The organism is Micromonospora sp. SL4-19, assembly GCF_047921475.1.
Classification (GTDB): domain Bacteria; phylum Actinomycetota; class Actinomycetes; order Mycobacteriales; family Micromonosporaceae; genus Micromonospora.
Genome location: NZ_JBLROB010000010.1, coordinates 42530 through 67551, shown reverse-complemented (window position 1 = coordinate 67551; position 25022 = coordinate 42530). Strand labels below are relative to the sequence as shown.

Below are 25022 nucleotides of genomic sequence, written 5' to 3'. Positions count from 1 at the left end.
GGCCTCCCTCAGCCGCCCGCGAAGGGTGGCAGCACGTCGACGGTCACCTCGGCCGGCAGCGGTGCCTGACGATCGTGGCAGGCCACGCCGTCGACCAGGAAGCTTGCCACCTTCAGCACGGCGACCAGCCGATCGCCGTGCCGCGCGGCCAGCTCGTCCACGAGTTCGTCCAGGGACCGGCCCGCGGGCGCGGTCTCCTCCGACCGGCCGGCGGCGGCGCGCGCGGCGGCGAAGTAGCGGACGGTGAGCTGCACCCCTCAGCCTCCGATCGCCGACATCGGGCGAGCGGGCTGGAGGAACGCCGGGTCGTCGATGCCGTGCCCGGCCCGCTTGCCCCACATCGCGGCACGCCAGCGTCGCGCCAGCTCGGCATCGTCCGCCCCGGCGCGCAGCGCGCCGCGCAGGTCGGACTCCTCGGTGGCGAAGAGGCAGGCGCGGACCTGGCCGTCGGCCGTGAGTCGGGTCCGGTCGCAGTCGCCGCAGAACGGCCGGGTCACGCTGCCGATCACTCCGACCCGTGCCGGCCCGCCACCCACCAGCCAGGTCTCGGCCGGCGCCGCGCCCCGCTCGGCCGGGTCGGCGCTCAGCTCGAACTCGGCGCGCAGGGCGGTGAGGATCTCCTCGGCGGTGACCATCGTCGCGCGGTCCCAGCCGTGCTGGGCGTCCAGCGGCATCTGCTCGATGAAGCGCAGCTCGTAGCCGTGGGCCAGGGCGAACCGGAGCAGCGCGGGTGCCTCGTCCTCGTTGACCCCGCGCATCAGCACCGCGTTGACCTTCACCGGGGTCAGCCCGGCGGCCGCCGCGCCGGCCAGCCCGGCGAGGACGTCATCGAGCCGGTCCCGCCGGGTCAGCTCGGCGAACCGGGCCCGGTCCAGGGTGTCCAGCGAGACGTTCACCCGGTCCAGGCCGGCGGCGCGCAGGGCGGGCGCGAGGCGGTCCAGGCCGATGCCGTTGGTGGTCAGCGAGATCCGGGGCCGGGGCTCCAGCGCCGCCACCGCCGACACGATGCCGACCAGCCCGGGTCGGATCAGCGGCTCCCCGCCGGTGAAGCGGACCTCGGTGACGCCGAGGCGGTGCACCGCGACCCGGACCAGGCGGACGATCTCGTCGTCGGTGAGCAGCTGTGGCCCGGCCAGCCAGGGCAACCCCTCGGCCGGCATGCAGTACGTGCAACGCAGGTTGCACTTGTCGGTCAGCGAGACCCGCAGGTCCCGGGCGACCCGGCCGTACCGGTCGACGAGGACCCCGTCGTTCGTGGTCGGGGCGGCGGTCACCCGTCGACCGTAGCGCGTCCGGCGTTTCGCAGTGCGGAGCGGGTTGCGGAGTCCACCGCGTCACGGTAGGCCGCGCCGAACAGAGCGGTGTGCACCAGCAACAGGTGGAGCTGGTGCAGCGGCACCCGCGCCCGCCAGCCGTCGGCCAGCGGCCACGCCTCCTGGTAGGCCGCCAGGACCCGGTCCAGGTGCGGTGCGCCGCCGAAGAGCGCCAGCTGGGCCAGATCCGTCTCCCGGTGGCCGCCGTGCGCGGCCGGGTCGACCAGCCACACCCGGTCGTCGGCCCCCCAGAGCAGGTTGCCGGGCCAGAGGTCGCCGTGGATCCGCGCCGGCGGCTCGTCGCCGCCGAACTCGCCGATCCGGTCGATCAGCTCCTCGACCAGGCGGGCCTCCGCACCGCTCAGCGCGCCGTTGTCGACCGACCCTTTCAGGTAGGGCAGCAACCGGCGGCGGGCGAACCACTCCGACCACGGGCCGGGGTCCGGGGTGTTGTCCTGCGGCAGCGCGCCGATGAAGCCGGGCCACTCGGCGCCGAAGGCCGACGCCCCGGCCCGGTGCAGCCCGGCCAGCTCGCGGCCGAACCGCTCGGCCGCCTCCGGCGTCGGCTCGTCGGGCTCCACCCAGTCGAGCGCCAGCAGCTCCGGCAGCGCCACCAGCACCTCCGGTACGGCCACCGCACCCGGCTCGCGCAGCCAGCCCAGCCCGGCCGCCTCGGTGGCGAAGAAGCCCTCGGGCACCGGCCGCCCGGCGTGCTCCGGCCAGGTCTTGGCGAAGACCGAGTGCCCGTCGTCGAGGGTGAGCCGGGACGCCGCGCAGACGTCCCCGCCGGACACCGGCGTCTCGCGGATCCGCTGGTGGGTCAGGAAGGTCGGCAGATGTTCCGGGTGCGCCCGCAGGTACGCCAGGTCCATGAGCGCAAGGTAGCCGGTCCGGCCGATTCCCGCGGGGTCGTGCGCCGTTCCGGCGCCTGCCGTATCGCGGTTCACCTGCGCCGATACGCTCCGTATCTGTGGACAACCCGCGTGTCGTCCACAGGGCCTGTCGGGCCTGCGGCCCTCCGCCGGAGGCTGCCGGCATGACTCCGACCGACCGTCCCCGGCTCGTCGTCCGCTCACCCGCCGACCTGATCGCCGCCGTGCCGTACCTGCTCGGCTTCCATCCCGCCGAGAGCGTGGTGGTGGTGGCGCTGCGCGGCCGGCGGGTCGTCTTCGCCGCCCGGGGCGACCTGCCCGACCCGGGTTCCGACCCGCGTCCGGCCGCCCGGCACCTCGCGGGGGTCGTCGCCCGGCAGGGCACCGAGTCCGCCACCGTGATCGGATACGGTCCGGCCGCCCGGGTGACCGGGGCGGTCGACGCGGTCGGCGCGGCGCTGGACGCGTCCGGGCTGCTCGTCCTCGACACGCTTCGGGTGACCGACGGACGGTGGTGGTCATACCTGTGCACCGAGGCGGAGTGCTGCCCGCCCGACGGCACCCCGTACGACCCGGGGGCCAGCGAGGTCAGCGCGGCGGCCGTCTTCGCCGGCCAGGTCGCCCTGCCCGACCGGGCCGCGCTGATCGCGCAGGTGTCCCCGCTCGACGGGCCGGTCCGGGTCGCCATGCGCCGGGCCACCGCCCGGGCCCGGCGCCGGCTGGCGAGGCTGACCGAGGAGGCCGCCGAGACCGCCCTGGTCGGCGGCCGGTCCGTGCGCTCGGCCGGCGTGGTGGCGGTGCGTGGCGCGTTCCGCCGACACCGGCGCGGCGAGCGACTGGGCGACGACGAGGTGGCCTGGCTGAGCGTGCTCCTCACCCACCTCCCGGTACGCGACCACGCCTGGGAGCGGACCGACGGGCGGGACGCCGACATCAGCCTCTGGACGGACGTGCTGCGCCGGGCCGAGCCGGAGCTGACCGCCGCTCCCGGCAGCCTGCTGGCTTTCGCGGCCTGGCGCGCCGGGCACGGTGCCCTGGCGGCGGTGGCCGTGGAACGGGTGCTCGCCGCCCGCCCCGACTACTCGCTCGCCCAACTCCTGGACGACATGCTCCGCCGCGGGTTGCCGCCGTCCGAGCTGGACGGCTGGCCCACGGTCGGCGCCCCCGGGGTGGTACGCCGGCGCATCCCCCGCCGGAGCATCTGACCCGCTCCCGGCCCGCGCTCAGCCGGCGGTCACGGCCAGGCGATGGGCGCCGGTGTAGACGTTCATGGTCCGTCCGCGCAGGAAGCCGACCAGGGTCATCCCGGCCTCCTCGGCCAGGTCGGCGGCGAGGGTGCTGGGCGCCGAGACCGCCGCGAGCAGCGGCACTCCCGCCATCCACGCCTTCTGGGTCAGCTCGAAGCTGGCCCGGCCGGAGACCAGCAGCACGTGCCCGGCGAGCGGCAGCCGGCGTTCCCGGGCCGCCCAGCCGACCACCTTGTCCACCGCGTTGTGCCGGCCGACGTCCTCGCGCAGCACCACCAGCTCACCGTCAGCGGTGAAGAGCCCGGCCGCGTGCAGGCCCCCGGTCCGGTCGAAGGCGCGCTGCGCCGCGCGCAGCCGGTCGGGCAGGGCGGCCAGCACCTCGGCGGGCACGCGGAGCGGATCGTCGCGCACGGCGAACCGCGACCGGGTGCGTACCGATTCGATGCTCGCCTTGCCGCACACCCCGCACGAGCTGGTCGTGTAGAAGTTGCGGGACGGGTCGGTGGCGGGCTCCGGTACGCCCGGAGCGAGCACCACGTCGACCACGTTGTAGGTGTTCGGCGTTTCCGCGCCGGCGCAGAGCTGCGCGGTGTGCACGTCGTCGGCTGACCGGATCAGCCCCTCGCCGAGCAGGAAACCGATCGCCAGGTCCAGGTCGTCGCCGGGGGTCCGCATGGTCACCGCGAGCGGCTTCCGCCGGCCCGGGCCCGCCGGGCCGACCCGGAGCTCCAGTGGCTCCTCCACCGCCAGGGTGTCCGGCCGCCGTACCTGGGTGCGCCCGTCGGCCTCCGCGTCGAGGTCGATCCGGAGCACGCCCCGCCGGTCAGTCGCCCGTCCCATCCCGCCATCCTGCCCCGCCCGGTCGGCCACCCGCACGGCGACGCCCGCCCGTCGCCGGCCGACCCCCGCCGGCCCGTCCCGGCGAGGCTGCGTCGACCTGGTTACCGTGGCACGGTGACGTACGCGGCGGTGGTGCTCTCGGGTGGCAGGGCCCGCCGGATGGGCGGGATCGACAAGCCCGCGCGCCCGGTCGGCGGCCGGCCGATGCTGCACCGGGTGCTGGCGGCGGTCACCGACGCGGCGCCGCGGATCGTGGTCGGTCCGGCCGGCCCGCTCCCGGACGGTGTACGGGTGACCCGCGAGGAGCCGGCCGGCGGTGGCCCGGTCGCCGCCATCGCCGCCGGGCTGGCCCTGCTCGACCCCGGCACGACCATCGTCGCCCTGCTCGCCGGTGACCTGCCGTTGCTCACCCCGGAGGCGGTGGCCGACCTGTTGCGCGCGCTCGACGGGTCGGCGGCCGACGCCGCCTGCTACGTCGACGGCGAGGGCCGCCGGCAGCAGCTCTGCGGGGTGTGGCGGGTCGCTGGGCTGCGGGCCGCGGTCGACCGGCTGGCCGCCGAGCGGGGCGGCACGGTCGACGGGGCGCCGGTGCGCGGGCTGCTGGCCGGGACGGCCGTCCGGGAGGTGTCCTGGCCCGGCTCCGGGCCGCCGCCCTGGTTCGACTGCGACACTGACGAGGACGTACGTCGGGCCGAGGAGTGGACGCGATGACGGTGATGGACGAGTGGGTCACGGCGGCCTGCGCCGAGCTGGGACTGGACCCGGGTGAGGTGCCGGTGCCGGTGGTGCTCGATCTTGCCAGGGACGTCGCCCACCAGGTGCTGCGCCCGGGCGCGCCGGTCACCGCGTACCTGTTGGGGGTGGCCGTGGGGCGGGGGGCCGACCCTGCCGCGACGGCCGCCAGGCTCAGTGAACTGGCCGGCTCCTGGCCGGTCGAGCTGGACGGAACCGTGCCGGCCGAATAGTCCGCTCCGGGGGTTCACCGACCCGCTGTCCGATCCCGGTCCCGGCGTGATTCGACCCCCACCGTCCGTGGGTAGGGTGGCGATGACGGACGGAGGCGATCATGACGGCAGACCACCCCTCGGTGCCGACCGATGAGCCCGCCGGCGGAACGCCGGAGCAGTACGAGTCGATCCTGCTGGACGAGCCGACCACGGCCGACCTCCGGTCCAAGGTGACCGAGGCCTGGCGGGAGTTCGCCCGTGCGCTGGCCGACCGGCTGCGCGTCCTGCCCGCCGGTGCGCACCTGGAGCTGACCCTCGACCCCACCGCCTCCGGCACCGGGGACGCCGTCTACTCGATCGGCGTGGACGTCGGCGAGGGGGGCCGGCTGTCGGCACGGGCGGTCGGCAACGCCACGCTGCCGCCGGGCTACCGGCTGGACCGGGCGGCGGTGGCCGACATGATCGCGCTGGGCTGGTCCCCGCCTGGGGTGGTGGAGGGCTCCGGCGACCAGTTCGGCCTGGACGGCGCGGTCGCCGAGGTGACCCGGCTGGCGGCCGTGCTGTCCCGGACCCTCCGGGACGTCTACGGCGCCCCGCATCCCGCCTTCCTGGTCTACCTGGCGTACGACGCCGAGGAGGAGCCGCTGCCGGTCGAGCCGCTGGGCACCGCCCGCAGCGAGTTCGGCCCGGACCACCACGTGGAGGCCGACCTCGACGAGGCGCTGGCCGCCGCCGCCACCCGCCAGGAGGTCGACAACGACGTGCTCGCCCTGGAGGAGCGGGTCCGCACGGTCGTCTCCACGATGCTCAAGTCGAAGTCCGACCAGTTGCAGGTCGACTCGGACGGGGACATCAACATCCGCGCCGGCTCGGCGATGGTCTTCGTCCGGGTGCGCGACAACCCGCCCCTGGTCGACGTCTTCTCCCCGGTGCTCACCGAGGTCGAGCCGACCGAGCGCCTCTACGTCAAGCTGTCCGAGTTGACCAACCGGATGCCGATCGGCCGCCTCTACTGCGCGGACGACACGGTGTGGGCCTCGATCCCGGTCTTCGGCCGCAACTTCCAGCCGACCCACCTGATGCTCGCCGTGCAGGTGATGACCGGCCTGGCCGACGAGCTGGACGACCGGCTGCACGGTGAGTTCGGTGGCAAGCGCTTCTTCGGCGAGGGCGACAAGGCGTCCCGCTCCCAGCCGGAACACCGCACCGGTATGTACCTCTGACCGGGCACCCGCCGGCCGCGTCGCCGTGGCCGTGGCCGTGGCCGGAGAGCTCACGGGGACGGGCGTCGGGTCAGCGGACGTCGAGGAGGGTCTTGCCGATCGTGGCGCGGGACTCCATGTCGGCGTGTGCCTGGGCCGCCCGCTCCAGGGGAAAGCGCTGCCCGATCAGCGGCCGGAGCCGCCCGGCCGCCCCCTCCGCCAGCGCCTGCTCGGTGAGGGCACGCAGCTCGGCCGGTGAGGCGCCCGGGCGGAGCAGGGCCACGCCCCGGGCGGCGGCCAGGTCGGCGGGCAGTTCCGCCCAGGCCCCGCTGGCCAGCCCGTAGCTGAGCATCCGCCCGCCCGTGCCGAGCAGGTCGAACGCCGCCCGGGCCAGCGACCCGCCCACCCCGTCGAAGACCACGTCCACCCCGCCGGTGGCCGCCCGTACCCGGTCGGTCCAGTTCGGCTCCCGGTAGTCGACCACCACGCCCACGCCGCGCTCGCGCAGCAGGGCGACCTTGCGGGGACCACCGGCGGCGGCCACCACCCGCGCGCCGGCCGCCGCGACGAGCTGCGTCAGCAGGCTGCCCACCCCACCCGCCGCCGCCTCGACCAGCACCCGCTCGCCGGCCCGCAGCCCGGCCGCCCGCACCAGCATGAGGGCGGTGCGGCCGTCGGCGAGGAGCGCGACGGCCTCGTCCAGCGGCAACCCGTCCGGCACCGGGACCGGCGCGTCGCGGTCCACCACCACGCGTTCGGCGTACCCGCCGGCGCCGCCGGTGCCGCTGACCACGCGTCGCCCCACCAGCTCCGGGTCGACGCCGTGGCCGACACCGGTGACGGTCCCGCCGACGCCGTTGCCGGGGATCAGCGGCAGGGACCGGGCGAACGGGCCGAATCCGCTTGCCCGGAACATCGTCTCGACGAAGGTGAGGTTGGCGTGTGCCACCTCGATCAGCACCTGCCCCGGACCGGGCACCGGGTCCGGTGCCGGCCCGGGGGCCAGCACCTCCGGACCGCCGAATTCCCGCAACCACACCGCTCGCATGTCGCCCCCGTCCCGGAGCACCCCGTGGCGTCCCGGCTCCGAGTGCACAACGTCAAGCGGGGTTGAGGTCAAGGCCCGGCGCTCAGCCGGTGGAGGGGCCGACGCCGGGCGACTCGACCAGGCGGGAGAGCACGATGGTGCTGCGGGACGAGGTGACGAAGGATTCGGCCCGCAGCCGCTCCAGCGCCTCCTCCAGGTGGGCGATGTCGGCGGCCCGCAGGTGCACGAGCGCGTCCGCCTCCCCGGAGACGGTGTAGGCGCCGACCACCTCGGGGTGCCGGCGCGCGGCGGCCCCGATCTGCGCCGGAGTGGTCCGGCCGGCGCAGAAGAGCTCGACGAACGCCTCCGTGGTCCAGCCGACGGCGGCCGGGTCGACGACCGCGGTGAATCCCCGGATGACCCCCGCCGATCGGAGCCGGTCGACCCGTCGCTTGACCGCCGGGGCGGAGAGTGACACCCGGGCGCCGATGTCCGCGTACGAAGCGCGGGCATCCGCCACGAGCAACGCAATGATTCGCTGGTCGACCGCGTCTATCTGCAACGTTCCGCCTCAGGGAAGCAATGGTTGTGGCTGTTACCAAAGTTGTACCGTACCTACTCTTGGTGACCGTGAACCAGCAGCGAGTCCCGCGAAAGCGGACATATCTCATGTGCTCGCCCGAGCACTTCGCGGTCGAGTACGCGATCAACCCGTGGATGGACGTGACCGCGCCGGTCGACGCGGAGCTGGCGGTCAAGCAGTGGGACCGCCTGCGGGAGGCGCTCGTGACCCTCGGCCATGAGGTGCACCTGCTCGCTCCCGAGCGCGGGCTGCCGGACATGGTCTTCGCGGCCAACGGCGCGTTCGTGGTGGACGGCACGGTCTACGGCGCCCAGTTCAAGCACGAGCAGCGGGCTGCCGAGGCCGCCGCGCACCGGGCGTTCTACGAGGAGAACGGCTGGCGGTTCATCGCGCCGAGCGAGACCAACGAGGGCGAGGGCGACTTCGCGTACCTGCCGGAGGCGCACGGCGGCCTGATCCTCGCCGGCCACGGCTTCCGTACCGAGCTGGCGGCGCACGCCGAGGCGCAGGAGGCGCTCGGCCGGCCGGTGGTCTCGCTGCGCCTGGTCGACCCGCGCTTCTACCACCTGGACGTGGCGCTTGCCTCGATCGACGACGAGAACGTCGTCTACTACCCGGGCGCCTTCTCGGCGGCCAGCCAGAAGGTGCTCGCCCAGCTGTTCCCGGACGCGGTGCTCGCCGACGACGAGGACGCCCTGGCATTCGGCCTGAACCTGGTCAGCGACGGGCTCAACGTCGTGCTGAACAGCGAGGCGACCCGGCTGGCCGGCAAGCTCAAGGCGGCCGGATACCACCCGGTCCCGGTCGAACTGGCCGAGCTGAAGAAGGGCGGCGGCAGCGTGAAGTGCTGCATCGCCGAACTGCGCCACTGACGCGCGTCCCGCGCCGAGCACACAACGGGCGGCCTCCCGGTGGGGAGGCCGCCCGTTGCGCGTACGAAGGGGGTCAGCCGAGCGTCGCCAGCTCGCTGACCACGATGTTCGACAGCATCCGGCCGTCGAGCTGGACCTTGCGCAGGTACCACTTCTGCTGCGGGGTGCGCGACTGGTTGAACTGCCAGGCCCCGCGCGGGCTGTCGACCTGGCCGATCTTGCCGAGCGCCAGGTTGACCTGCTGCGGGGTCGGGTGCTCCCCGGCCAGCCGGATCGCCTTGTCCAGGACCTGCCCGGCATCGTACGAAGCCATCGCGTAGGTGGTCGGGCTGGTGTTGTGCGTCTTCCGGTACGCCGAGGCGAACACCTGGTTGGCCGAGTTGTTCAGGTCGGCCGAGTAGTTCAGGGTGGTGATGATCCGGTTCTTCTGGATCTCCGCCCGCCCCTCGCCTCCCTCGCCGTCGTCGAGCTGGCTCAGCACGGCACCCTCGGTGAGGAACCCGGGCGCATAGATCGGGCCGCGGTAGCCCTCGCTGTAGAGCTGCTTGATGAACTGCACGGCGGCCGTGCCGGCGTAGTGGCAGAAGACCGCGTCGGGCTTTCCGGCCAGCCCCTTCCTGATCGCGGTGGAGTACGCGGCCTTGCCCAGATTGGGGAGATCGGGGGTGTAGATCGGGTCCCTGAGCCGGCCCCTCTGCTCGTAGGCGTTCTTGAAGCCGGTGATGACATCCCGGCTGCTCGTGTTGTCCGGCGCGAAGATGGCGATCTTCTCGGGCGCGTATTCCGCGGCCGCGTTCTCCCTGGCCGCCTTCCCCTTGGGCGCATCTGGCAGCTGCGGCAGGTACTGGCCGAGGGCCTGGCCCGGCTCGCTGAGAACGTACGAGGTCCGCCAGATGTAGACGACGCTCTGGAGGCTGGTCGGCGAGGCGTTGGAGCCGATCAGCGGAACCCGGGCCTGCTCGACGGCGTCGCGGATGCCGAACATGACGGTGGGGCTGACCACGCCGGTGAGCGCGAGCACGCCCTCCTTGAGGAGCCGGTCGACGGCGGCCTGGCCGCTCTTGGCGTCGTCGCCCTCCTCGGCCGTCACCAGCGTCACCGGGTGCCCGCCGAGTTGCTGGTCGTTGAGGCTGAGGAAGAGCTGGAACCCGTTGGCGATCTCGTCCCCGACGGCCTTGTTCGGGCCGCTGCCCGGCACGATGAGACCGATCTTGATCGGGCTGCCGGGCGTGGTGGTGTCCTCGGAATCGGAGCCGCAGCCGGCCACCAGTCCGGTGGTACCCAGTGCGGCCAGCAGCCGTAGCGCCTGCCGGCGGTTCATCTGCGACACAGATTTCCTTCCCCATGGGCCTTCGAGGGCCGCACACCCCTTCGGCGTTCTACCGGCTCCGCGACGCTGCGTCAATGCCCGAAAGATCATCGTGCAGGGAACGCAATGCTTCGACAACCCGGGGCCACGCTGCCGAGTCGGGGGCGATGAGCCCGAAATGCTCGCATTCCGGCAGCTCAACGAGGGTGGCGGGGGCGCCGGCGGCGCGGGCCGCGGTGACCCAGGAGCGGCTGATCTCCACCGGAACCTGGCGGTCGAGAGTGCCGTGCACGACTACTGTGCGCGCCTGAATGGGCACCAAAGACGATGGATCCGCTGCCGCGTAGCGGTCGGGAACCTCCGCCGGGCCGCCGCCGAGCAGCGCGGCCACCGCGCCCCCGTCCAGGTCCAGCCGGTACGCCTCGGCGAGGTCGGCGACCGGCGCCAGCGCGAGCACGCCGCCGACCGCGGCCGGAGCGTGCGCGGCCACGTAGAGCGCCAGGTGCCCGCCCGCCGAGTGCCCGACCAGGATCGGGGGGGCGGGTGCCACCAGACCGGGCAGCGCGGCGGCGGCCAGCCCGGGCAGTGCGGCGACCCCCTCCAGCGCGTCGGTGAGAGTGTTGGGCCACCCCCCGTCGGGCTGGCCGGTGCGCCGGTACTCGACCTGGGCGACCGGATGGCCGAGCGCTGCCAGCGCGGCGGCCATCGGGCCGGTGTGGGTGCGGTCGTACTCGGCCCGCCAGAAGCCGCCGTGGACCACGACCACCAGGCGCCGGGGTGGCCCGCCGCCGGCAGGTCGGCGCAGATCGGCAAGCTGCTCCGGGCGATCGCCGTACGCGACCGTGACGTCCGGCGGCGGGGCCGGCCGGGTCAGCACGGCGCGTGGGTCTGCGGGCATGACGGCGACGGTAGCGCGCCCGGCCGGGTGGTTCGGGCCCGGGAGCCGATCCCGGCGCGCGCCGGTGGGCGGCGTTGGGCGAAGATGGGTGCCATGACCGATGCGCGTTCCGCCGGACAGTATGACGAACAGGACAACGACGGCATCCCCGGCACGGTGGTGGTGGTCGGGCCGGACGGTCGGCCGGTCGGCACGGTGCAGACCGAGGAGGGGCAGGGCGAGGACCCGACCCGCCTGGTCGAGCAGCCGGCCAAGGTGATGCGGATCGGCAGCATGATCAAGCAGCTGCTGGAGGAGGTCAAGGCGGCCCCCCTCGACGACGCCAGCCGGCACCGGATGCGCGAGATCCACGAGCGGTCGATCGTCGAGCTGAAGGAGGGTCTCGCCCCCGAGCTGCGCGAGGAGCTGGAACGCATCTCGCTGCCCTTCACCGAGGACAAGGCGCCCAGCGAGAGCGAGCTGCGGATCGCCCACGCCCAACTGGTCGGTTGGTTGGAGGGGCTGTTCCACGGCATCCAGGCAGCCCTGGTCGCCCAGCAGATGGCTGCCCGCGTCCAGCTCGAGCAGATGCGTTCCGGCCGGGCCGCGCTGCCCAGCGGCCCCGGCGGGATGGCCCCCGGCATGCCCGGCATGCCGGGGACCAACGAGGGGCACGCCCCCGGCCAGTACCTCTGACGGCCGGGGCGCACTCGCGCCCCGGCACACGCCGGTCTGTCGCCGAGCCGCTACGACGGCTTCAGGTCGGCGCGTCTGACGCCGCGCGGCGACCTGAAGCCGTCGCTGGAGCCGTCGTGCTCAGCCCACCCCGAAGACCTGCTCCAGGTACGTCGCCACGCCGTCCTCGGCGTTCGACCCGGCCACCTCGTCGGCGATCTCCAGGACGGCCGGGTGTGCGTTGGCGACCGCCACCGCCCGGCCGGCCCAGGTCAGCATCGGCACGTCGTTCGGCATGTCTCCGAACGCCAGCACCTCCTGCTCGTCGATTCCGAGCCGGGCGGCGTACCAGGCCAGGCCGGCCGCCTTGGTCACCCCCGCGGCGGAGATCTCCACCAGCCCGCTGTACGAGGAGTGGGTCGCCTCGGCCAGCCCCTCCAGCGCCCCGGCCACCACCCGTACGAACACGTCCGGGTCCTGCTCGCCGGCCCGGGCCAGCAGCTTCACCGCCGGGACGGCCAGCAGCTCCTCCGGCGACTCGATCGCCCGGATCGCGTCGGTGTCGGCGTCCCACCGCAGCGGGTAGTGCGTCTCGTGCCGCATCTGCCGGCTGTCCCCGATCTCCACCGCGAAGCTCACCCCGGGCACCTGGGCCCGCAGCCGCCGGGCCACCTCGGCGAGCAGTTCGGGGGCCAGCGGGTCGGCCCGGAGCACCTCGTCGGCGAACGGGTCGTACACCACCGCCCCGTTGGCGCAGATCGCCGGCAGTGGCTCGGCGAGCTGGTCGTACACGAGCTGGAGCCAGCGGATGGGACGGCCGGTGACCAGCACGACCGGCGTGCCCGCCGCGGAGATCCGGGCCAGGACGCCGGCGGTGCGCGGGCTGAGCGTCCGGTCGTCCCGGAGCAGTGTGCCGTCGATGTCGGTCGCGATCAGCCGAGGTGCCTCTCCCATCACCGGGAGAGTAGTCGGTCCAGGTAGACCGCGACTCCGTCGTCGTCGTTGCGCAGGGTGATCTCGTCCGCCGCCGCCCGGACCTCCGGGTGGGCGTTGGCGACCGCCACCCGCGCCCAGCCGGCCCAGCCGAACATCGGCAGGTCGTTCGGCTGGTCCCCGAAGACCAGCACCTCCGCCGGATCGACGCCGAGCCGCTCGGCCACCACGCTGAGCCCGGTGGACTTGTCCACTCCCGGTGGGCAGATCTCGATGAAGCCGAGCCCGGCCTGGGTGAGCGTGGCCAGCTCCGGCGGAACGATCCGGCGGGCCGCCGCCAGCAGTTCGTCCACGTGGTGGTCGGCGGTCCGCGCGAACGCCTTGATCACGTCGCAGGAGAGGCACTCCTCGCGGCTGCGCGCCTCGAACCGGTCCTGGTAGGGCCAGCTGGGGTGGTAGTCGCCCCAGAGCGGCGCGTCGTGCTCGTCCGACGCCTCCACCATGACGGTCAGCGGGCCGACCGCGCCCTCCAGGTCGGCGAGGATTCGGGCGAGCACCGCGCCCGAGAGACGTTCGTCCCGCAGCACCAGCGGCCCCTCCGGGTCGCTCTGGTCGACCACCCGCCCTCCGCCGGCCATCACCAGGAAGTCGGCGGCGCGGATGTCGTTGCGGGTCAGCTCGGTCAGTCGCGGTCCGCGGCCGGTCGCGCCGACCACCGGGATCCCCGCGGCCCGCACCCGGTCGAGCACCTGATGGGTGTACGCGGAGACGGTGTCGTCGCTGCGGACGAGCGTGCCGTCGAGGTCGGTGGCGATCAGCTTGGGCAGTCCCGGGCGGGTCATGGTTCCTCCTTCGCCCGCCGCCGTCGCGCCGGCCGTCCTGGTCCTCGGTGCCGTGGCCGCTGGACGGCGGGCAGCAACCGTATCTCGCGGAACAGGCCGCAACCATGGCTTTTCGGCGAATCGGGCACCAACCCGCGACGGACGTCAGGTGTCCGACCCTCGGCCGCGCTCGGCGTGCCGGTCCCCTCAGGGCAGCGCGGCGGCCCGGAACGACCGCGCCGGTTCGGGCCGGGTCAGTGCGGCAGTTCGGGGCGGGCGAACGGGGTGGTGGGCTGGACGGTCAGGTCGGCCGGCACGGGCAGTTCGTCGCCGGTCGCCCGGCGCCGCCCCCGCTCCGGCCGTCCGCGATCCGCCGGCAGTGCCCCGTCACCGGGCTCGTCCTTCCGGTCCGGTGCCTCGGCGACGACCCGGCCGGACAGGTACAGGGCGGCGGCGAACAGCACGGTGGACACGAAGGCGGTGACCAGGCCTCGCCCGTACTCGGCCCGGAACCCTTCCTCCTGCTGTGCGTAGAAGAAGGTGCGTTGACCCGAGTCATCCAAGGCGAAGGCCGCACCGGTCAACATGGCCAGCACGGCCGCTGCAAGGCCCAGACCGGCCACCCGGACGTTCTGCCGTATCGCACCGGTGCCACGCAACGCGAGCGCCACCGCGCTGGACAGGCCGAGCAGCCCGATCAGGTAGCCCACCCCGAAACCGCCCACGTCCCCCACCCCGCTGGGCAGTCGGATGGTGGAGGCTGGCCCGCCTTCGCCGTTCGGGATGTGCATCACCAGCCATTCCCCGGCCAGCGAGGCGACCGCGGCCACCGCGCCGAGCCCGGCGAGCACCAGCGGCAGGCGGGGGTCGCGCCCCAGGCCGGCCAGGGAGCGGCCGACCCGGCCGGGCGGCGCGCTCTCGTCGGCACCCCACTCCACGACGGTCGTGCCGTCGGACCGGTCGTCCTGCCTGGGGATGGGGAGATCCTGGGACATCGATTCACCCTTCCGCGCGGGGGCCTGCGTCGAATCATGACACAGCCGGCACCCGGCGACAGGCCCGGCGAGTCCGGCCTCCGGCTCTCCGCTGCCCGGTGCGGGGCCGCCCGGTTTGGGCTAGCGTCGGCACCATGCCTATTCGTACCGCTTCCGCACGTTGGCAGGGCAACCTCACCGAGGGCGCCGGCACGGTCCGCACCGGCAAGGGCGGCCTGACCGGCAACTACTCCTTCAAGTCACGCTTCGAGGAGGGCGAGGGGACCAACCCTGAGGAGCTGATCGGCGCCGCGCACGCCGGCTGCTTCTCGATGGCCCTCTCCAAGCAGCTCGCCGACGCGGGCGCGACCGACGCCGCGGTGGAGACCACCGCCAAGGTGCACTTCGACAAGACCGACGCGGGCATGACCGTGACGCGGATCGACCTGGAGACCGTCGGTCAGGTCCCGGGCATGGACGAGGCCCAGTTCACCAAGCTGGCCGAGGCGGCCAAGGAGAACTGCCCGATCTCGCGGCTGCTCTCCCCGGGGGCACAGATCACCCTGAACGCCCGCCTCGGCTGACACGCCACCCGTCGCGCGGCCGCACCGCCACGGAAGGAGTGCCCGACGGAGCGGCGGTGGCCGCTCCTTCCGTGAACCTGTGCCGATCTTGGAGGCCGGGCGGCGGTCGGGGAGGATGGGGGTGTGGCCGTGGAGATGAGCCGGGAGCGATTCGAGGAACTCGTCGGCGAGGCCCTCGACGAGGTGCCCGAGGAGCTGCTCGGGTTGATGAGCAACGTGGTCATCCTGGTCGAGGACGACCCACCCCCGGGCGAGGACCTGCTCGGGCTCTACGAGGGGCACGCCCTCACCGACCGGGGCTGGGACTACTCCGGCGTCCTGCCGGACCGGATCCTCATCTACCGCCGCCCGATCCTGCAGATCTGCGACACGGAAGAGGACGTCGTCGACGAGGTCGCGGTGACCGTGGTGCACGAGATCGCCCACCACTTCGGCATCGACGACGAGCGGCTGCACGCCCTCGGCTGGGGCTGACCGGGCTCGTCTGCGCCCCGCGCGGCCGATCCTCGGCGTTGCGCGGTTCCCCTAATCTGCGGGTGCAGGCACACCCCGTCGCAGGAGGGAAACCCATGCGCAGCGCGCTGTTCTCCGCCGAGAACCTTGAGAAGGAGTCCCACCAGCCGGGTATGCGGCTGCAGAACTCAAAGATGCTGAAGATCGAGCTCAACGGCGAGGCGATGGCCCGCGTGGGGGCCATGGTGGCGTACCAGGGGCAGGTGCAGTTCCAGGCGCTCGGCTCCGGAGGCATCGGCAAGTTCATCAAGCAACGGCTCACCGGTGAGGGTGTCCCGCTGATGAAGCTCACCGGCCAGGGTGACGTCTTCCTCGCCGACTTCGCCAAGGACGTGCACATCATCGACCTGGAGCCCGGCGACGCCCTGTCGATCAACGGCTCCAGCGTGCTCGCCTTCGACTCCACCCTGACCTACGACATCAAGATGGTCAGCGGCGTGGGGTTCGCCGCCTCCGGGCTGTTCAACTGCGTGTTCACCGGCCACGGCCGGATCGCCATCACCACCGAGGGCACCCCGGTGGTGCTCAACGTGGACGCCCCGACGTACGTCGATCCGCAGGCCGCGGTCTGCTGGTCGGCCAACCTGCAGACCGGCTACCACCGGGCCGAGCAGCTCGGCCTCGGCACGCTGATCGGCCGGACCACCGGTGAGGCGTTCACGATGAGCTTCGCCGGCCAGGGCTTCGTCGTGGTTCAGCCGTCCGAGGAGCGGCCGGGGCACGGCAGCGGCGCCCAGCAGCAGCAACAGGGCGGGTTGCTCGGCGGCCTGTTGCAGTGACCCGCCCGGCACGCGGGGCGTCCGGTCCGGGTATCCCCGCCCGGTCAGCTCAACTCGCCGACGCGTAGTCGGGCCAGCCAGGCCGCCGCGTCGGCGTAGTCGGCGTCGGAGAGACCGGCCGGAGCGGGGACCGGCCGGTCGCTCGCGGTCGGGCTCCAGCGGTGCCGGGGGTACGACCCGAGGAAGCGAACGTTCGCGCAGATCCGGCGCAGCCCCTGCAACGCCTCGCCGAGTCGGGCGTCGGCGACGTGCCCGGTGCAGTCCAGGACGAAGACGTACCGGCCGAGTGCCTCACCAGTCGGGCGGGACTCGATCCGGGTCAGGTTCACCCCGCGTACGGCCAGCTCCGTCAGCACCGAGAGCAGCGCGCCCACCCGGTCGTGGGCGATGTAGACCGCCAGCGATGTGACGTCGTCGCCGGTGGGGGGCGGCGGCGGGCCCGGGCGGGACACCAGCGCGAAGCGGGTAACCGCGTCCGGATGGTCGGCGATCTTGTCGGCGAGCACGGTCAGCCGGTGCCGCGCCGCGCCGATCGGGGCGCAGATGGCCGCGTCGTACTCGCCGCCGGCCGCGCCCGCGGCGGCCGCACCGTTGGACAGGACGTCGACCACGCTCGCGTCGGGCAGATGCTCGCGGAGCCAGCTCCGGCACTGGGTCGACGCCTGCGGGTGCGCAGCCACGCTCCGCACCTCGGCCAGCGGGGTGCCCGCGCGGGCCGCGAGCACGAACTCCACCGGCAGGATCACCTCTCGGGTGATCACCAGCGGCTCACCCTCGGCCAGCTCGTCGAGGGTCACCCCGACCGCACCGCCGATCGAGTTCTCCAGCGGCACCATGGCCGCGTCCGCCTCGCCGGCCCGTACGGCGTCCAGGGCCTCGCCGACGCTGCGGGCCGGCGTGCGGCTGCCCCGCTCCGCAGCGGGCACGGTACGCAGCGCCTGCTCGGCGAAGGTGCCCTCGGGACCGAGGTAGACGAAGCGGGTCGGTGGTGTTCCCGGCATGGCGACCAGCCTACGCACCTGGGGTGCCGTCGCAGGCCAGGGTGCGGATGCCGGGTGGTCCCGCGGCGCGTACCTCGGCGGAGCAGACATCCGTCCCGGCGGTCACCAGCTCCAGGGCGGCCGGCTTTCCCCGGGTGACCGCCTGGAGTTCCTCGTGCCCGGAAACCTCCAGGACCGTGTACTGCCAGTCCCCGGCGCAGAGTGGCCCCGTCCGGACCTTGACCCGTACGCCGCGGGGCAGCACCCGGGCGGGCCCGCGCAGCAGCGAGACCACCCGGTCGCCGGACGGGCCGGACCGGCAGGGCTGGGCGACCGCATCGCCGGCGGTGGGCGTGGGGGTGGGTACGGCCGGCCGGGTCGGGGTGTCCGGCGTCGGCGTCACCGGCGTGGGTGTGCCGGTGGCGGCCGGCGCGGTGGCCGTCGGGGCGGCCGACTGCCGCAGCTCGGGCGGAGTGCCGCAGGAGGCAATGGCCAGTAGCGCGATCAGTGCCGCCGGGACGACCAGCGGCCGGTGGAGGGCGAGGCGGGGTGGGGTGGGTGGCACGTCCGATCCTCAATATCGGCGGACATCGTTGTGGCCTGCGGGCCGAGCCCATCGTAGGAGGATCCCCTGATCGGGTGAAGGTCACCCGTGAGGCACCTTCGCGGCCACCCGTTGCGAAGGTCAGACTGCTGAGAAGAAGGTGAGGGAGCCGGCCACCTCGCCGTGGGCGAGCACCGGGGTGGAGATGGCGTCGACGGTGGTGCCGGCGTCGGTGCCGGCCCCCTGGACCCGCAGCAGCCCCCGCGCCAGCCGCTCGGAGTGCAGGGCGAGCAGCGGCGGAATCTTGTCGGTCTCCTGCTCGGTCAGCTCGCTGGGCTTGGCGGTGAAGTCGACCAGCCGCAGCCCGCCCTCCAGCAGCGGACGCCCGATCACGTCCTCCGGCGCGCCGAGGCAGAGCAGCTCGCAGCCCGACGAGGAGATCGCCACCACCGTCGTTTCCGCGTCGATCAGCAGGCACGGCTCGGCGGCTCGGGAGACCGTGTCCGACCACTGCCCGAAGTTGCCGGACCCCTGCTCGGTCGGTGTCCCCGGCGCGGGCACGAACGCTTCCGAGAGCGAGAGTTCGACGTGGGCCACCGCGCCTCCTATGTACACCGACGGTCTGTCCACGCTAGCCGGTCGTCACGCCGACCGTGCGACCGCGCTGGATCAACCGGCCGCCGGTGCTGCGCAGGGGTTTCCTGGGGCGTCGGCGGGCCGTGGGACAGGTGTCGGTGCGACGGGTGCCCGGTGTCGGGTGACCGGCGACGGCGCGGGCCGACGGAACCACCGAAGGCGGAGCCGTGGACCGTGGCGTCGCCGCAGACGTTACCGGCGGGCGGCCCGCTTGTCAGCGGCCGTTCGGCCGTCCTCGTACCACCGGTAGTCGGCTGCTGGACGGTACGTGCCGTTGAGCCAGGTGGACGGGTGCTGGGCGACCTGGGAGAGCTTCTCGGCGGTGGCCGGGCTGATTCGGTTGCCGCCCGCCACGAGCAGGCGGTCCAGTTCCCGATGGGTGGCCATGAGGCAGTCCTTCGGCAGGCCGTACACGCTGATGACCCCGGACCCGACGAAGGTCAGCACCGGGGTGATCGGGATCGGCAGGCCGACTGCTTCGGAGAGGGCCTGACCGGCCCGCTTGGCGTCCCGACGCGCGTCGGCCACATAGGACGGACGCTTACCGTTGATCTGCACCACGTCGCCGGCGACGAGCACCCGCGCGCGGCCGTGGTCGGCGATGGTGATCGCGAAGAGTCCGCTCGGCCCGATGGCGAGGAACCCGGCCCGCTCGTCCTGGCTGCGGTCGAGGAGGACGTCCGAGGCGTCCGTCCGGGGCCACTCGATGACGTGCCAGGCGGGACCGAGGTGGTCGAGTTGGCCGAGCGCCCGGGCTCCCGCCGCCTCCAACCGGCGGGCGCCCCGCTCGGCCCGGCGGCGGCGGGCCCACTCCAGCGGGGTTGGTCGGGCCGGTTCGAGCACCGAGGTGGACTCGGCCCGGGGCTGAGGCACCGCGACCGGCGGCAGTGCCCGGGTCGGCACGGCTCGGCGAGCGGGAAAGACAGTCATCGCGACCTCCGGCAAAAGGTCTCTCGAAGTTATGCCTCCACTACCCTACGTTGTGCACCCCCTTGTTGGGCAAGTTGGAGCTCCGGAATGAGTGTGGATGAATGCCGCATTCATTCACACTTCTTTTCCCGGATGGTGCGGAGTCCTGTCCTACGCTGCGAAGGTGACCCACTATGTGGACAGCGAGGTCGGTCGGCTCGGCACCGTGCTGCTGCACCGGCCCGGGCCGGAGCTGGCCCGGCTCACCCCACGCAACAACGACGCCTTGCTCTTCGACGCTATCCCCTGGGTGGGCCGGGCGCAGGAGGAGCACGACGCCTTTGCCGCCGCCCTGCGCTCCCGCGGGGTGGAGGTGCTCTACCTGGCCACGCTGCTGGCCGAGACGCTCGCCGTGCCGGACGCCCGCGCGGAGCTGACCGAACTCGTGCTGCGCTCGCCCCGGCTGGGCGACACGCTGCGCCAGCGCGTCGCCGACCACCTCACGTACCTCGATCCGTCCGCCCTGGCCGACGTGTTCATCGCCGGGCTCGCCCACGAGGAGCTGCGGGTCGGCAAGGACCGACCGGGTGGCCTGGTCTGGGCCCTGATGGACCGGCACGACTTCGTCATCGACCCGCTGCCCAACCTGCTGTTCACCCGGGACTCCTCGATCTGGATCGGGGACCGGGTCGGGGTGACCAGCCTGGCCATGCCGGCCCGGCGGCGGGAGACCACGCTGACCGACGCCATCTACCGCCACCACCCGCGTTTCGCCGGCACGGAGTTCGTCTACCACCCCGAGCTGGAGCACCTGGAGGGCGGTGACGTGCTGCTGCTCGCGCCCGGGGTGCTCGCCGTCGGGGTGGGCGAGCGGACCACGCCGGCCGGGGCGGAACGCCTCGCCCGGCAGGTCTTCGCCGCAGGTCTGGCGCACACCATCCTCGTGGTGCCGATCGCCCAGGAGCGGGCCACCATGCACCTGGACACGGTCTGCACCATGGTCGACGTGGACGCCGTGCTCATGTATCCGAACATCGCCAGCTCGCTGTCGGCGTACACCGTGATCGGCGGGGTGGACGGCGAGGAGCCGCGCGTCGACGGTCCGGCGCCGTTCCTGCGCGCCGCCGCCGACGCGATGGACCTCGACCAGCTCCGGGTGATCGACACCGGGCTCGACCCGGTCACCGCCGAACGGGAGCAGTGGGACGACGGCAACAACACCCTCGCCCTCGCGCCCCGGCTCTGCGTGGGCTACGAGCGGAACGTGGAGACCAACGCACAGCTGGAACGGGCCGGCATCGAGGTGATCGCCGTCGCCGGCTCGGAGCTGGGCTCCGGGCGGGGCGGCCCGCGCTGCATGTCCTGCCCCCTGGTCCGGGAGCCGTTGCACCGCTGAAAGGCCGGGGCCCCTGGTCAACGCGAGGCGTCGACATGGGGCCCCGGGTCCTGCCTCGTCAGCGCAGGGTGAGCTGGCGGCCGAGGAGGCCCTGACGGGCCCGGCGGCCGGCGGCATCCAGCGGTTCCTTCTCCGCCAGCGCCTCGGCGTACCGCTTGGCGAACTCGGTCACCGGCTCCTCCCAGTCGGTGGCCGGGACGTCCTCGGGCAGGTCCCAGACCGGCACCAGGCGGCCGTGCGCCCGGAACATGCCGGCGAAGCGGGTGTTGTCGCCGAGGGACAGCGTGCCGGCCACGCTCAGCCGGGACAGCGCGTCGAGCGCCGCGTCCTCGTCGTCCGGCAGCACCCAGCGCACGTGCGCCTTCTCCGGCACCTGGCACCAGTACGCGGCCCGCGCCGCCGCCAGCTTCACGGTCGGGTAGACCGCCGCGTTGGCCCGCTCCAGCGACGCCTGCACGTTCGGGTCGTCGGCGGCACCCGGGTCGAGCCAGAACTCGAACCCGTCGTGCATGCTGATCTCCAGCGGGCCGTCCACCAGGATGTCCTGCAGGCGGGGCCCCGGGCCGGGCAGCGGCGGCACCGCCACCTGGCCGCCCGGCTCGGTACGCAGGGCGCAGAGCAGTGCGTCGGCCAGGTCCCGGGAGACGTCGCCGGACTGCTGGTGCCGCTGCAGGCCGATGAAGATCCGCCCGTCCGGCTTGGTCATCGCCGGGGCGGCCATCGGCAGCACGGTGGCCAGGATGACCGGACGCTCGCCGTACTCCTCGACCAGCTCGGGGGTCAGCCGCAGCGGCGCGGAGGCGGCCGGGACCAGCTCGCGCAGCGCGATCCACTCCGGCTCGTCGACCAACCCCTCGAACGGTCGGGGCACGAAGACGTCGCGCACCTTCTCCCGCTTCGGAGTGGCTTCGGCGGCCCGCTGGCTCTTTCGACGCTTGCTCACGGCGACACAGCCTAGATGCCGTGCCGTGCCGGCGTCAGGAGGACCCGCCTCTCGGACCGGTCAGCCCGCCGCGATCAGGTCCGGTCGGGGCGAGGCGACCGGTTCGAACTCGGCCCAGACGCTCTGGCCGAGGCCGTCACGGTCGACCCCCCAGCGGCTGGCCAGGCCGGAGACGATGTGCAGGCCGCGGCCGTCGACCGAGTCCGGGGTGGCCGCCCGCAGCAGCGGGCCCGAGGCGGAGCCGCCGTCGGTCACCCGGAGCTGGACGCGCTGCCCGCGGGCCGCCGGGTGCAGCCGCCAGGCCACCCGGACCACACCGCCGGGCAGCGGATCGGCGTGACGTACGGCGTTGCCCACCAGCTCGGCGAGGACCGCGACCAGGTCCGCCAGCAGGGCCGCGGGTACGACGTCCGCCAGTTCGTCGGCGAGCCGGTGCCGGGCCAGGCGCGCGCCGGTCGCGTGGTGGGGCACCACCACGCACCACGATCGCTCAGCCGAACCCGTCGACACCGTCGTCCCCCCGCCTGCGGGAATGCCCTGGTCAGCCCCGGGGCAGCCGCACCTCTGCGACCGTACCCCCACCGGCCCTCGGCCGGAGGGATACCCATCCATTCTGCTGTTCAACGATCTGGCGGACCAGATAGAGGCCCAGTCCGGCCCCGGGGTAGCGCCGGCGGTCGCCGGACTCGCCCTGCCAGAACCGGTCGAACGCCCGTTCCACGTGCTCCGGCGGGATGCCGATGCCCCGGTCGGCGACGCGGAAGGAGACGGTCCGCTCGTTCGCCTCGGCGCTGACCTCGACGGGGGTGTCGGGCAGGGAGTATTTTCCGGCGTTGGTGCTCAGCTCGGTGAGCACGGTCGCCAGGCTGTGCCGGTCGCCGAGCGCCTTGGGCAGGTCGGCCGGCAGGTCGAGGACGATCCGGTGCCGGACGTCCGCCGGCAGGTCGATCACCGCGGCCCGCAGCGCGTCGGCGAGGTCGAAGGGGGCGGACGGCTCCCCGCCGGGTCGGTTCTCGGGCGCGGCGGTGAGCAGCCGGTCGACCAGCCGGGCCAGGTCGTTGGCGCGCTGCCCGATGATCCGGGCGGCGTGCCGCCGGTCGTCGTCGCTGAGCGACTCCCAATGGTCGGTGAGGGTGTTGGCGTACCCCTTGATCACGGTGACCGGGGTACGCAGCTCGTGGCTGGTCACCGCGACGAAGAGGTCCCGGTCGCGGTCGCGGCGCTGCTGATCGGTGACGTCCCGGAAGGTGACCACCCGCAGCGTGCCCGGGCCGGGCAGCTCCCCGGCGGTGATCCGCAGCCAGCGGCCGTCCGGCATCCGGTGGTCGAGCACCTGCCCGGACGGGGGCAGCGGGAACGGGAGCGGGCGGTTCAGTGCCTCGCCGGACGGGCGGCCGGTCACCTGCGCGGCGGCCGGGTTCCAGAGTCGTACGTGGTGCTCGCGGTCCACCACCGCGAGGCCGTCGGCGAGTGCCGCCACCACCGGGCCGTCGCCGTGCACCGGCAGGCCGGTCTGGTCGCCGTACATGTGGGCGATGCAGGCGGCGACGTACCGGATGACGGCGTGCTGGGAGTCGTCGAGCGGCTCGCCCTCGGGATAGAGCGCGTGCAGGCTGCCCACGGTGAGGCCGGCGATCTCGGCGCGCGCCGCGATCATCCGGCGTAGCCCTCGCCCGGCCACCTCGTCGGCGAGCGCACCGGGGATGCGGTCCACGCGAACCTCGCGGACCGGGGGGCCGGAGAGCAGGCAGACGGTGGCCGGGTCGCTGGCCGGCAGCGGACGGCCGACGATGAACTCGGCACCGCCGGTCGCCGCGATCACCCGCCCCCCGCTCGGGGCGAACTCCACGAACACCAGGCCGGCCGCGTCCACGGCGCACTGCACCACCCGGAGCAGACGGGTGAGCACGGGCAGTCCGGAGCCCCCGAAGTTGATCATCGTGATCACCCGGGTGTGCCCGGCGATGAGGGCGCGATAGTCGGTTCGCTCCGGCATGTCCCGAGTCTGCCCCGCCGACCGGTCCGCGGGACACCCCCGGCCGGGCGGGCGGGACCGGCCGCCGGGCGGATCGACCGGGCTCAACGGCCCAGCCGGGCCAGCGCCCGGGCGGGCCGGTCGGTGATCACGGCGTCCACCCCGGCGGTCAGCACCAGTTCCAGGTCCTCCGGCTCGTTCACCGTCCAGACGTAGACCTGGTTCCCGGCGGCCCGCAGCGCGGGAACGAGCCGCGGCCGGGCTCGCACCAGGCCGATCCCCGGCCCGGCGATCCGGGTACCGAACGGCAGCCGGCCCAGCCGCAGCCAGCGGGGTAGCACCTCCAGCAGCAGCGCCGTGGGCAGGGCGGGCGCGAGATCGTGGATCCGGCGTACGGCGAGCGGGGAGAAGGACATCACGGTCACCCGGACCGGATCATCCGGGCGGGGGTCGGCGAGCCCGTACCGGCGCAGCAGGGCGACCAGGCGACGTTCCACGTCCCGGCCGTACCGGGAGGGGTGCTTGGTCTCGACCAGCAGCCGGACCGGCCGGCCGGCGGCCAGCACGGCGTCGAGCAGTCGTTCCAGGGTGAGCAGCCGGGTGTGCGACTCGTCGAGCGGTTCGTCCCCCTCGGCCGGCACTCCGCCGGGGTGCCACGAGCCGAAGTCCAGCATCTCCAGCTCGGCGAGGGTACGCGCGCTGACCAGCCCCTGACCGTTGCTGGTCCGGTCCAGCCGGCGGTCGTGCACGCAGACCAGGTGCCCGTCCCGGGTCAGCCGGACGTCGCATTCCAGCCCGTCGGCGCCCTCGTCGAGGGCGCGCAGGTACGCGGCGAGGGTGTGCTCGGGCAGGTCGTACGAGGAGCCGCGGTGCGCGAAGACCAGGGGCGTGGCCATGCCGCTCGCCGGCCTCAGGCGACCCGGCCCGGCTGCCCGTCGTCGGTCACCACCGGGCGGCCGGCGGCGGCCCAGTCGCCCATCCCGCCCTCGACGTTGCGCACCTGGTCCCACCCGTTGCGCATGAGGTACGCGACGACCTGCGCGGACCGCCCGCCGGAGCGGCAGATGACGGCCACCTCGCGGTCGTCGGGCACCTCGGCCAGCCGGGCGGGCAGCTCGGTCATCGGCAGGTGGATGGCGGCCGGCGCGTGGCCGGCGGCCCACTCGTCGTCCTCCCGGACGTCGAGCAGGTAGGTGTCGTCGGGCACGGCCGACGCGGGCACGCTGGGAACCTGGGGTCCGAACACGGGTATCAAGCCTAGACCGTCATTG

At 73.9% G+C, this 25022-nt stretch carries 30 protein-coding genes; 10 read left to right on the top strand and 20 right to left on the bottom strand.

Annotation, left to right across the window (positions count from 1 at the left end; genetic code table 11):
- Positions 1-8 precede the first annotated feature (8 nt).
- The 3 genes from ACNAVT_RS15685 to ACNAVT_RS15675 are packed head-to-tail and all read right to left on the bottom strand — an operon-like array spanning position 9 to position 2185.
- Entirely contained in the window at positions 9-254 is a 246-nt protein-coding gene (locus ACNAVT_RS15685; protein WP_416296913.1) for a MoaD/ThiS family protein, read from the bottom strand.
- 3 nt (positions 255-257) lie between these two features.
- Positions 258-1274: a GTP 3',8-cyclase MoaA gene (gene moaA, locus ACNAVT_RS15680; protein ID WP_416296912.1), complete on the bottom strand. Its 1017-nt coding sequence runs from the start codon at positions 1272-1274 to the stop codon at positions 258-260.
- The gene (locus ACNAVT_RS15675) at positions 1271-2185 is read right to left on the bottom strand and encodes a fructosamine kinase family protein (protein ID WP_416296910.1); all 915 of its coding nucleotides are present in this window, start codon (positions 2183-2185) and stop codon (positions 1271-1273) included. The genes moaA and ACNAVT_RS15675 overlap by 4 nt, the downstream gene beginning before the upstream one ends.
- A 164-nt stretch (positions 2186-2349) precedes the next feature.
- On the opposite strand from ACNAVT_RS15675, the gene ACNAVT_RS15670 reads away from it, so the two are divergent.
- Positions 2350-3390, top strand: a complete 1041-nt coding sequence (locus ACNAVT_RS15670; protein ID WP_416296908.1) for a DUF4192 domain-containing protein — start codon at positions 2350-2352, stop codon at positions 3388-3390.
- A gap of 18 nt (positions 3391-3408) precedes the next feature.
- On the opposite strand, the gene fdhD is transcribed toward ACNAVT_RS15670, so the two are convergent.
- Positions 3409-4272, bottom strand: a complete 864-nt coding sequence (fdhD, locus tag ACNAVT_RS15665; protein ID WP_416296906.1) for a formate dehydrogenase accessory sulfurtransferase FdhD — start codon at positions 4270-4272, stop codon at positions 3409-3411.
- Positions 4273-4431: 159 nt separating this feature from the next.
- Between fdhD and mobA the strand changes: the two genes are divergently transcribed.
- From mobA to ACNAVT_RS15650, 3 genes are all read left to right on the top strand, one after another.
- Positions 4432-4983: a molybdenum cofactor guanylyltransferase gene (mobA, locus tag ACNAVT_RS15660; protein WP_416297050.1), complete on the top strand. Its 552-nt coding sequence runs from the start codon at positions 4432-4434 to the stop codon at positions 4981-4983.
- A complete protein-coding gene (locus ACNAVT_RS15655) occupies positions 4980-5237 on the top strand; it encodes a DUF6457 domain-containing protein (protein ID WP_416296903.1) in 258 nt (85 codons plus the stop codon). Before mobA ends, ACNAVT_RS15655 begins: the two co-directional genes overlap by 4 nt.
- 101 nt (positions 5238-5338) lie before the next feature.
- A complete protein-coding gene (locus ACNAVT_RS15650; protein ID WP_416296901.1) occupies positions 5339-6442 on the top strand; it encodes a T3SS (YopN, CesT) and YbjN peptide-binding chaperone 1 in 1104 nt (367 codons plus the stop codon).
- Between the two features lie 70 nt (positions 6443-6512).
- Here ACNAVT_RS15650 and ACNAVT_RS15645 read toward each other — a convergent pair whose 3' ends face one another.
- Positions 6513-7469, bottom strand: a complete 957-nt coding sequence (locus ACNAVT_RS15645; protein WP_416296899.1) for a zinc-binding dehydrogenase — start codon at positions 7467-7469, stop codon at positions 6513-6515.
- Between the two features lie 82 nt (positions 7470-7551).
- The gene (locus ACNAVT_RS15640; protein ID WP_387421597.1) at positions 7552-8010 is read right to left on the bottom strand and encodes an Lrp/AsnC family transcriptional regulator; all 459 of its coding nucleotides are present in this window, start codon (positions 8008-8010) and stop codon (positions 7552-7554) included.
- 59 nt (positions 8011-8069) lie between these two features.
- On the opposite strand from ACNAVT_RS15640, the gene ddaH reads away from it, so the two are divergent.
- Positions 8070-8903 (top strand): dimethylargininase, encoded by an 834-nt coding sequence (gene ddaH / locus ACNAVT_RS15635; RefSeq protein ID WP_416296896.1) that lies wholly within the window; start codon positions 8070-8072, stop codon positions 8901-8903.
- Positions 8904-8976: 73 nt separating this feature from the next.
- Here the strand turns inward: ddaH and ACNAVT_RS15630 are convergent, their stop codons facing one another.
- Together ACNAVT_RS15630 and ACNAVT_RS15625 are read right to left on the bottom strand one after the other, a co-directional pair.
- The gene (locus tag ACNAVT_RS15630; protein ID WP_416296895.1) at positions 8977-10233 is read right to left on the bottom strand and encodes an ABC transporter substrate-binding protein; all 1257 of its coding nucleotides are present in this window, start codon (positions 10231-10233) and stop codon (positions 8977-8979) included.
- Positions 10234-10282: 49 nt separating this feature from the next.
- A complete protein-coding gene (locus tag ACNAVT_RS15625) occupies positions 10283-11110 on the bottom strand; it encodes an alpha/beta hydrolase family protein (RefSeq protein WP_416296892.1) in 828 nt (275 codons plus the stop codon).
- An 84-nt stretch (positions 11111-11194) separates the two neighbouring features.
- On the opposite strand from ACNAVT_RS15625, the gene ACNAVT_RS15620 reads away from it, so the two are divergent.
- Positions 11195-11785 carry a bacterial proteasome activator family protein gene (locus ACNAVT_RS15620; protein ID WP_416296890.1) on the top strand — a complete coding sequence of 197 codons (591 nt, stop codon included), beginning with the start codon at positions 11195-11197 and terminating at the stop codon, positions 11783-11785.
- Positions 11786-11905: 120 nt separating this feature from the next.
- Here ACNAVT_RS15620 and ACNAVT_RS15615 read toward each other — a convergent pair whose 3' ends face one another.
- From ACNAVT_RS15615 to ACNAVT_RS15605, 3 genes are all read right to left on the bottom strand, one after another.
- Positions 11906-12718: an HAD family hydrolase gene (locus ACNAVT_RS15615; protein WP_416296888.1), complete on the bottom strand. Its 813-nt coding sequence runs from the start codon at positions 12716-12718 to the stop codon at positions 11906-11908.
- The gene (locus ACNAVT_RS15610) at positions 12718-13539 is read right to left on the bottom strand and encodes an HAD family hydrolase (protein WP_416296886.1); all 822 of its coding nucleotides are present in this window, start codon (positions 13537-13539) and stop codon (positions 12718-12720) included. The genes ACNAVT_RS15615 and ACNAVT_RS15610 overlap by 1 nt, the downstream gene beginning before the upstream one ends.
- A gap of 233 nt (positions 13540-13772) precedes the next feature.
- Positions 13773-14513 carry a hypothetical protein gene (locus ACNAVT_RS15605; RefSeq protein ID WP_416296884.1) on the bottom strand — a complete coding sequence of 247 codons (741 nt, stop codon included), beginning with the start codon at positions 14511-14513 and terminating at the stop codon, positions 13773-13775.
- Between the two features lie 134 nt (positions 14514-14647).
- Between ACNAVT_RS15605 and ACNAVT_RS15600 the strand changes: the two genes are divergently transcribed.
- The 3 genes from ACNAVT_RS15600 (at position 14648) to ACNAVT_RS15590 (ending at position 16368) form a co-directional block, all read left to right on the top strand.
- On the top strand, positions 14648-15076 hold the full coding sequence (locus ACNAVT_RS15600; RefSeq protein WP_416296882.1) for an OsmC family protein: 429 nt from the start codon (positions 14648-14650) through the stop codon (positions 15074-15076).
- A gap of 129 nt (positions 15077-15205) precedes the next feature.
- Entirely contained in the window at positions 15206-15550 is a 345-nt protein-coding gene (locus ACNAVT_RS15595) for a metallopeptidase family protein (protein ID WP_416297048.1), read from the top strand.
- 95 nt (positions 15551-15645) lie between these two features.
- The gene (locus ACNAVT_RS15590; RefSeq protein ID WP_416296880.1) at positions 15646-16368 is read left to right on the top strand and encodes an AIM24 family protein; all 723 of its coding nucleotides are present in this window, start codon (positions 15646-15648) and stop codon (positions 16366-16368) included.
- 44 nt (positions 16369-16412) lie between these two features.
- On the opposite strand, the gene pheA is transcribed toward ACNAVT_RS15590, so the two are convergent.
- The 4 genes from pheA to ACNAVT_RS15570 all read right to left on the bottom strand — a co-directional run bounded on the left by pheA (position 16413) and on the right by ACNAVT_RS15570 (position 19458).
- The gene (gene pheA / locus ACNAVT_RS15585) at positions 16413-17369 is read right to left on the bottom strand and encodes a prephenate dehydratase (protein WP_416296878.1); all 957 of its coding nucleotides are present in this window, start codon (positions 17367-17369) and stop codon (positions 16413-16415) included.
- A 10-nt stretch (positions 17370-17379) separates the two neighbouring features.
- Positions 17380-17913, bottom strand: a complete 534-nt coding sequence (locus ACNAVT_RS15580) for a hypothetical protein (RefSeq protein ID WP_416296876.1) — start codon at positions 17911-17913, stop codon at positions 17380-17382.
- Between the two features lie 120 nt (positions 17914-18033).
- Positions 18034-18489, bottom strand: a complete 456-nt coding sequence (locus ACNAVT_RS15575; RefSeq protein WP_416296873.1) for a hypothetical protein — start codon at positions 18487-18489, stop codon at positions 18034-18036.
- A gap of 231 nt (positions 18490-18720) precedes the next feature.
- Positions 18721-19458 (bottom strand): hypothetical protein, encoded by a 738-nt coding sequence (locus ACNAVT_RS15570; protein ID WP_416296871.1) that lies wholly within the window; start codon positions 19456-19458, stop codon positions 18721-18723.
- Positions 19459-19621: 163 nt separating this feature from the next.
- Here ACNAVT_RS15570 and ACNAVT_RS15565 point away from each other — a divergent pair, with 163 nt between their 5' ends.
- Entirely contained in the window at positions 19622-20833 is a 1212-nt protein-coding gene (locus tag ACNAVT_RS15565; protein ID WP_416296869.1) for an arginine deiminase, read from the top strand.
- Positions 20834-20891: 58 nt separating this feature from the next.
- On the opposite strand, the gene ACNAVT_RS15560 is transcribed toward ACNAVT_RS15565, so the two are convergent.
- From ACNAVT_RS15560 to ACNAVT_RS15540, 5 genes are all read right to left on the bottom strand, one after another.
- Entirely contained in the window at positions 20892-21776 is an 885-nt protein-coding gene (locus tag ACNAVT_RS15560) for a DUF5926 family protein (RefSeq protein ID WP_416296868.1), read from the bottom strand.
- A gap of 60 nt (positions 21777-21836) precedes the next feature.
- Entirely contained in the window at positions 21837-22253 is a 417-nt protein-coding gene (locus ACNAVT_RS15555; protein WP_416296866.1) for an ATP-binding protein, read from the bottom strand.
- A 64-nt stretch (positions 22254-22317) separates the two neighbouring features.
- Complete coding sequence (locus ACNAVT_RS15550) at positions 22318-23772, bottom strand: ATP-binding protein (protein WP_416296864.1); 1455 nt, start codon at positions 23770-23772, stop codon at positions 22318-22320.
- Between the two features lie 83 nt (positions 23773-23855).
- Positions 23856-24647: a glycerophosphodiester phosphodiesterase gene (locus tag ACNAVT_RS15545; RefSeq protein WP_416296862.1), complete on the bottom strand. Its 792-nt coding sequence runs from the start codon at positions 24645-24647 to the stop codon at positions 23856-23858.
- A gap of 14 nt (positions 24648-24661) precedes the next feature.
- Complete coding sequence (locus tag ACNAVT_RS15540; protein ID WP_416296860.1) at positions 24662-24997, bottom strand: rhodanese-like domain-containing protein; 336 nt, start codon at positions 24995-24997, stop codon at positions 24662-24664.
- Between the last annotated feature and the right edge of the window lie 25 nt (positions 24998-25022).

Bases quoted from the DNA above. Each gene is read 5' to 3' on its own strand.
- ACNAVT_RS15675 (WP_416296910.1), bottom strand. From the start codon at position 2,185: ATGGACCTGGCGTACCTGCGGGCGCACCCGGAACATCTGCCGACCTTC.
- ACNAVT_RS15670 (WP_416296908.1), top strand. From the start codon at position 2,350: ATGACTCCGACCGACCGTCCCCGGCTCGTCGTCCGCTCACCCGCCGAC.
- fdhD (WP_416296906.1), bottom strand. From the start codon at position 4,272: ATGGGACGGGCGACTGACCGGCGGGGCGTGCTCCGGATCGACCTCGAC.
- mobA (WP_416297050.1), top strand. From the start codon at position 4,432: ATGGGCGGGATCGACAAGCCCGCGCGCCCGGTCGGCGGCCGGCCGATG.
- ACNAVT_RS15655 (WP_416296903.1), top strand. From the start codon at position 4,980: ATGACGGTGATGGACGAGTGGGTCACGGCGGCCTGCGCCGAGCTGGGA.
- ACNAVT_RS15650 (WP_416296901.1), top strand. From the start codon at position 5,339: ATGACGGCAGACCACCCCTCGGTGCCGACCGATGAGCCCGCCGGCGGA.
- ACNAVT_RS15645 (WP_416296899.1), bottom strand. From the start codon at position 7,469: ATGCGAGCGGTGTGGTTGCGGGAATTCGGCGGTCCGGAGGTGCTGGCC.
- ACNAVT_RS15625 (WP_416296892.1), bottom strand. From the start codon at position 11,110: ATGCCCGCAGACCCACGCGCCGTGCTGACCCGGCCGGCCCCGCCGCCG.
- ACNAVT_RS15620 (WP_416296890.1), top strand. From the start codon at position 11,195: ATGGGTGCCATGACCGATGCGCGTTCCGCCGGACAGTATGACGAACAG.
- ACNAVT_RS15615 (WP_416296888.1), bottom strand. From the start codon at position 12,718: ATGGGAGAGGCACCTCGGCTGATCGCGACCGACATCGACGGCACACTG.
- ACNAVT_RS15610 (WP_416296886.1), bottom strand. From the start codon at position 13,539: ATGACCCGCCCGGGACTGCCCAAGCTGATCGCCACCGACCTCGACGGC.
- ACNAVT_RS15605 (WP_416296884.1), bottom strand. From the start codon at position 14,513: ATGTCCCAGGATCTCCCCATCCCCAGGCAGGACGACCGGTCCGACGGC.
- ACNAVT_RS15600 (WP_416296882.1), top strand. From the start codon at position 14,648: ATGCCTATTCGTACCGCTTCCGCACGTTGGCAGGGCAACCTCACCGAG.
- ACNAVT_RS15590 (WP_416296880.1), top strand. From the start codon at position 15,646: ATGCGCAGCGCGCTGTTCTCCGCCGAGAACCTTGAGAAGGAGTCCCAC.
- pheA (WP_416296878.1), bottom strand. From the start codon at position 17,369: ATGCCGGGAACACCACCGACCCGCTTCGTCTACCTCGGTCCCGAGGGC.
- ACNAVT_RS15570 (WP_416296871.1), bottom strand. From the start codon at position 19,458: ATGACTGTCTTTCCCGCTCGCCGAGCCGTGCCGACCCGGGCACTGCCG.
- ACNAVT_RS15550 (WP_416296864.1), bottom strand. From the start codon at position 23,772: ATGCCGGAGCGAACCGACTATCGCGCCCTCATCGCCGGGCACACCCGG.
- ACNAVT_RS15545 (WP_416296862.1), bottom strand. From the start codon at position 24,647: ATGGCCACGCCCCTGGTCTTCGCGCACCGCGGCTCCTCGTACGACCTG.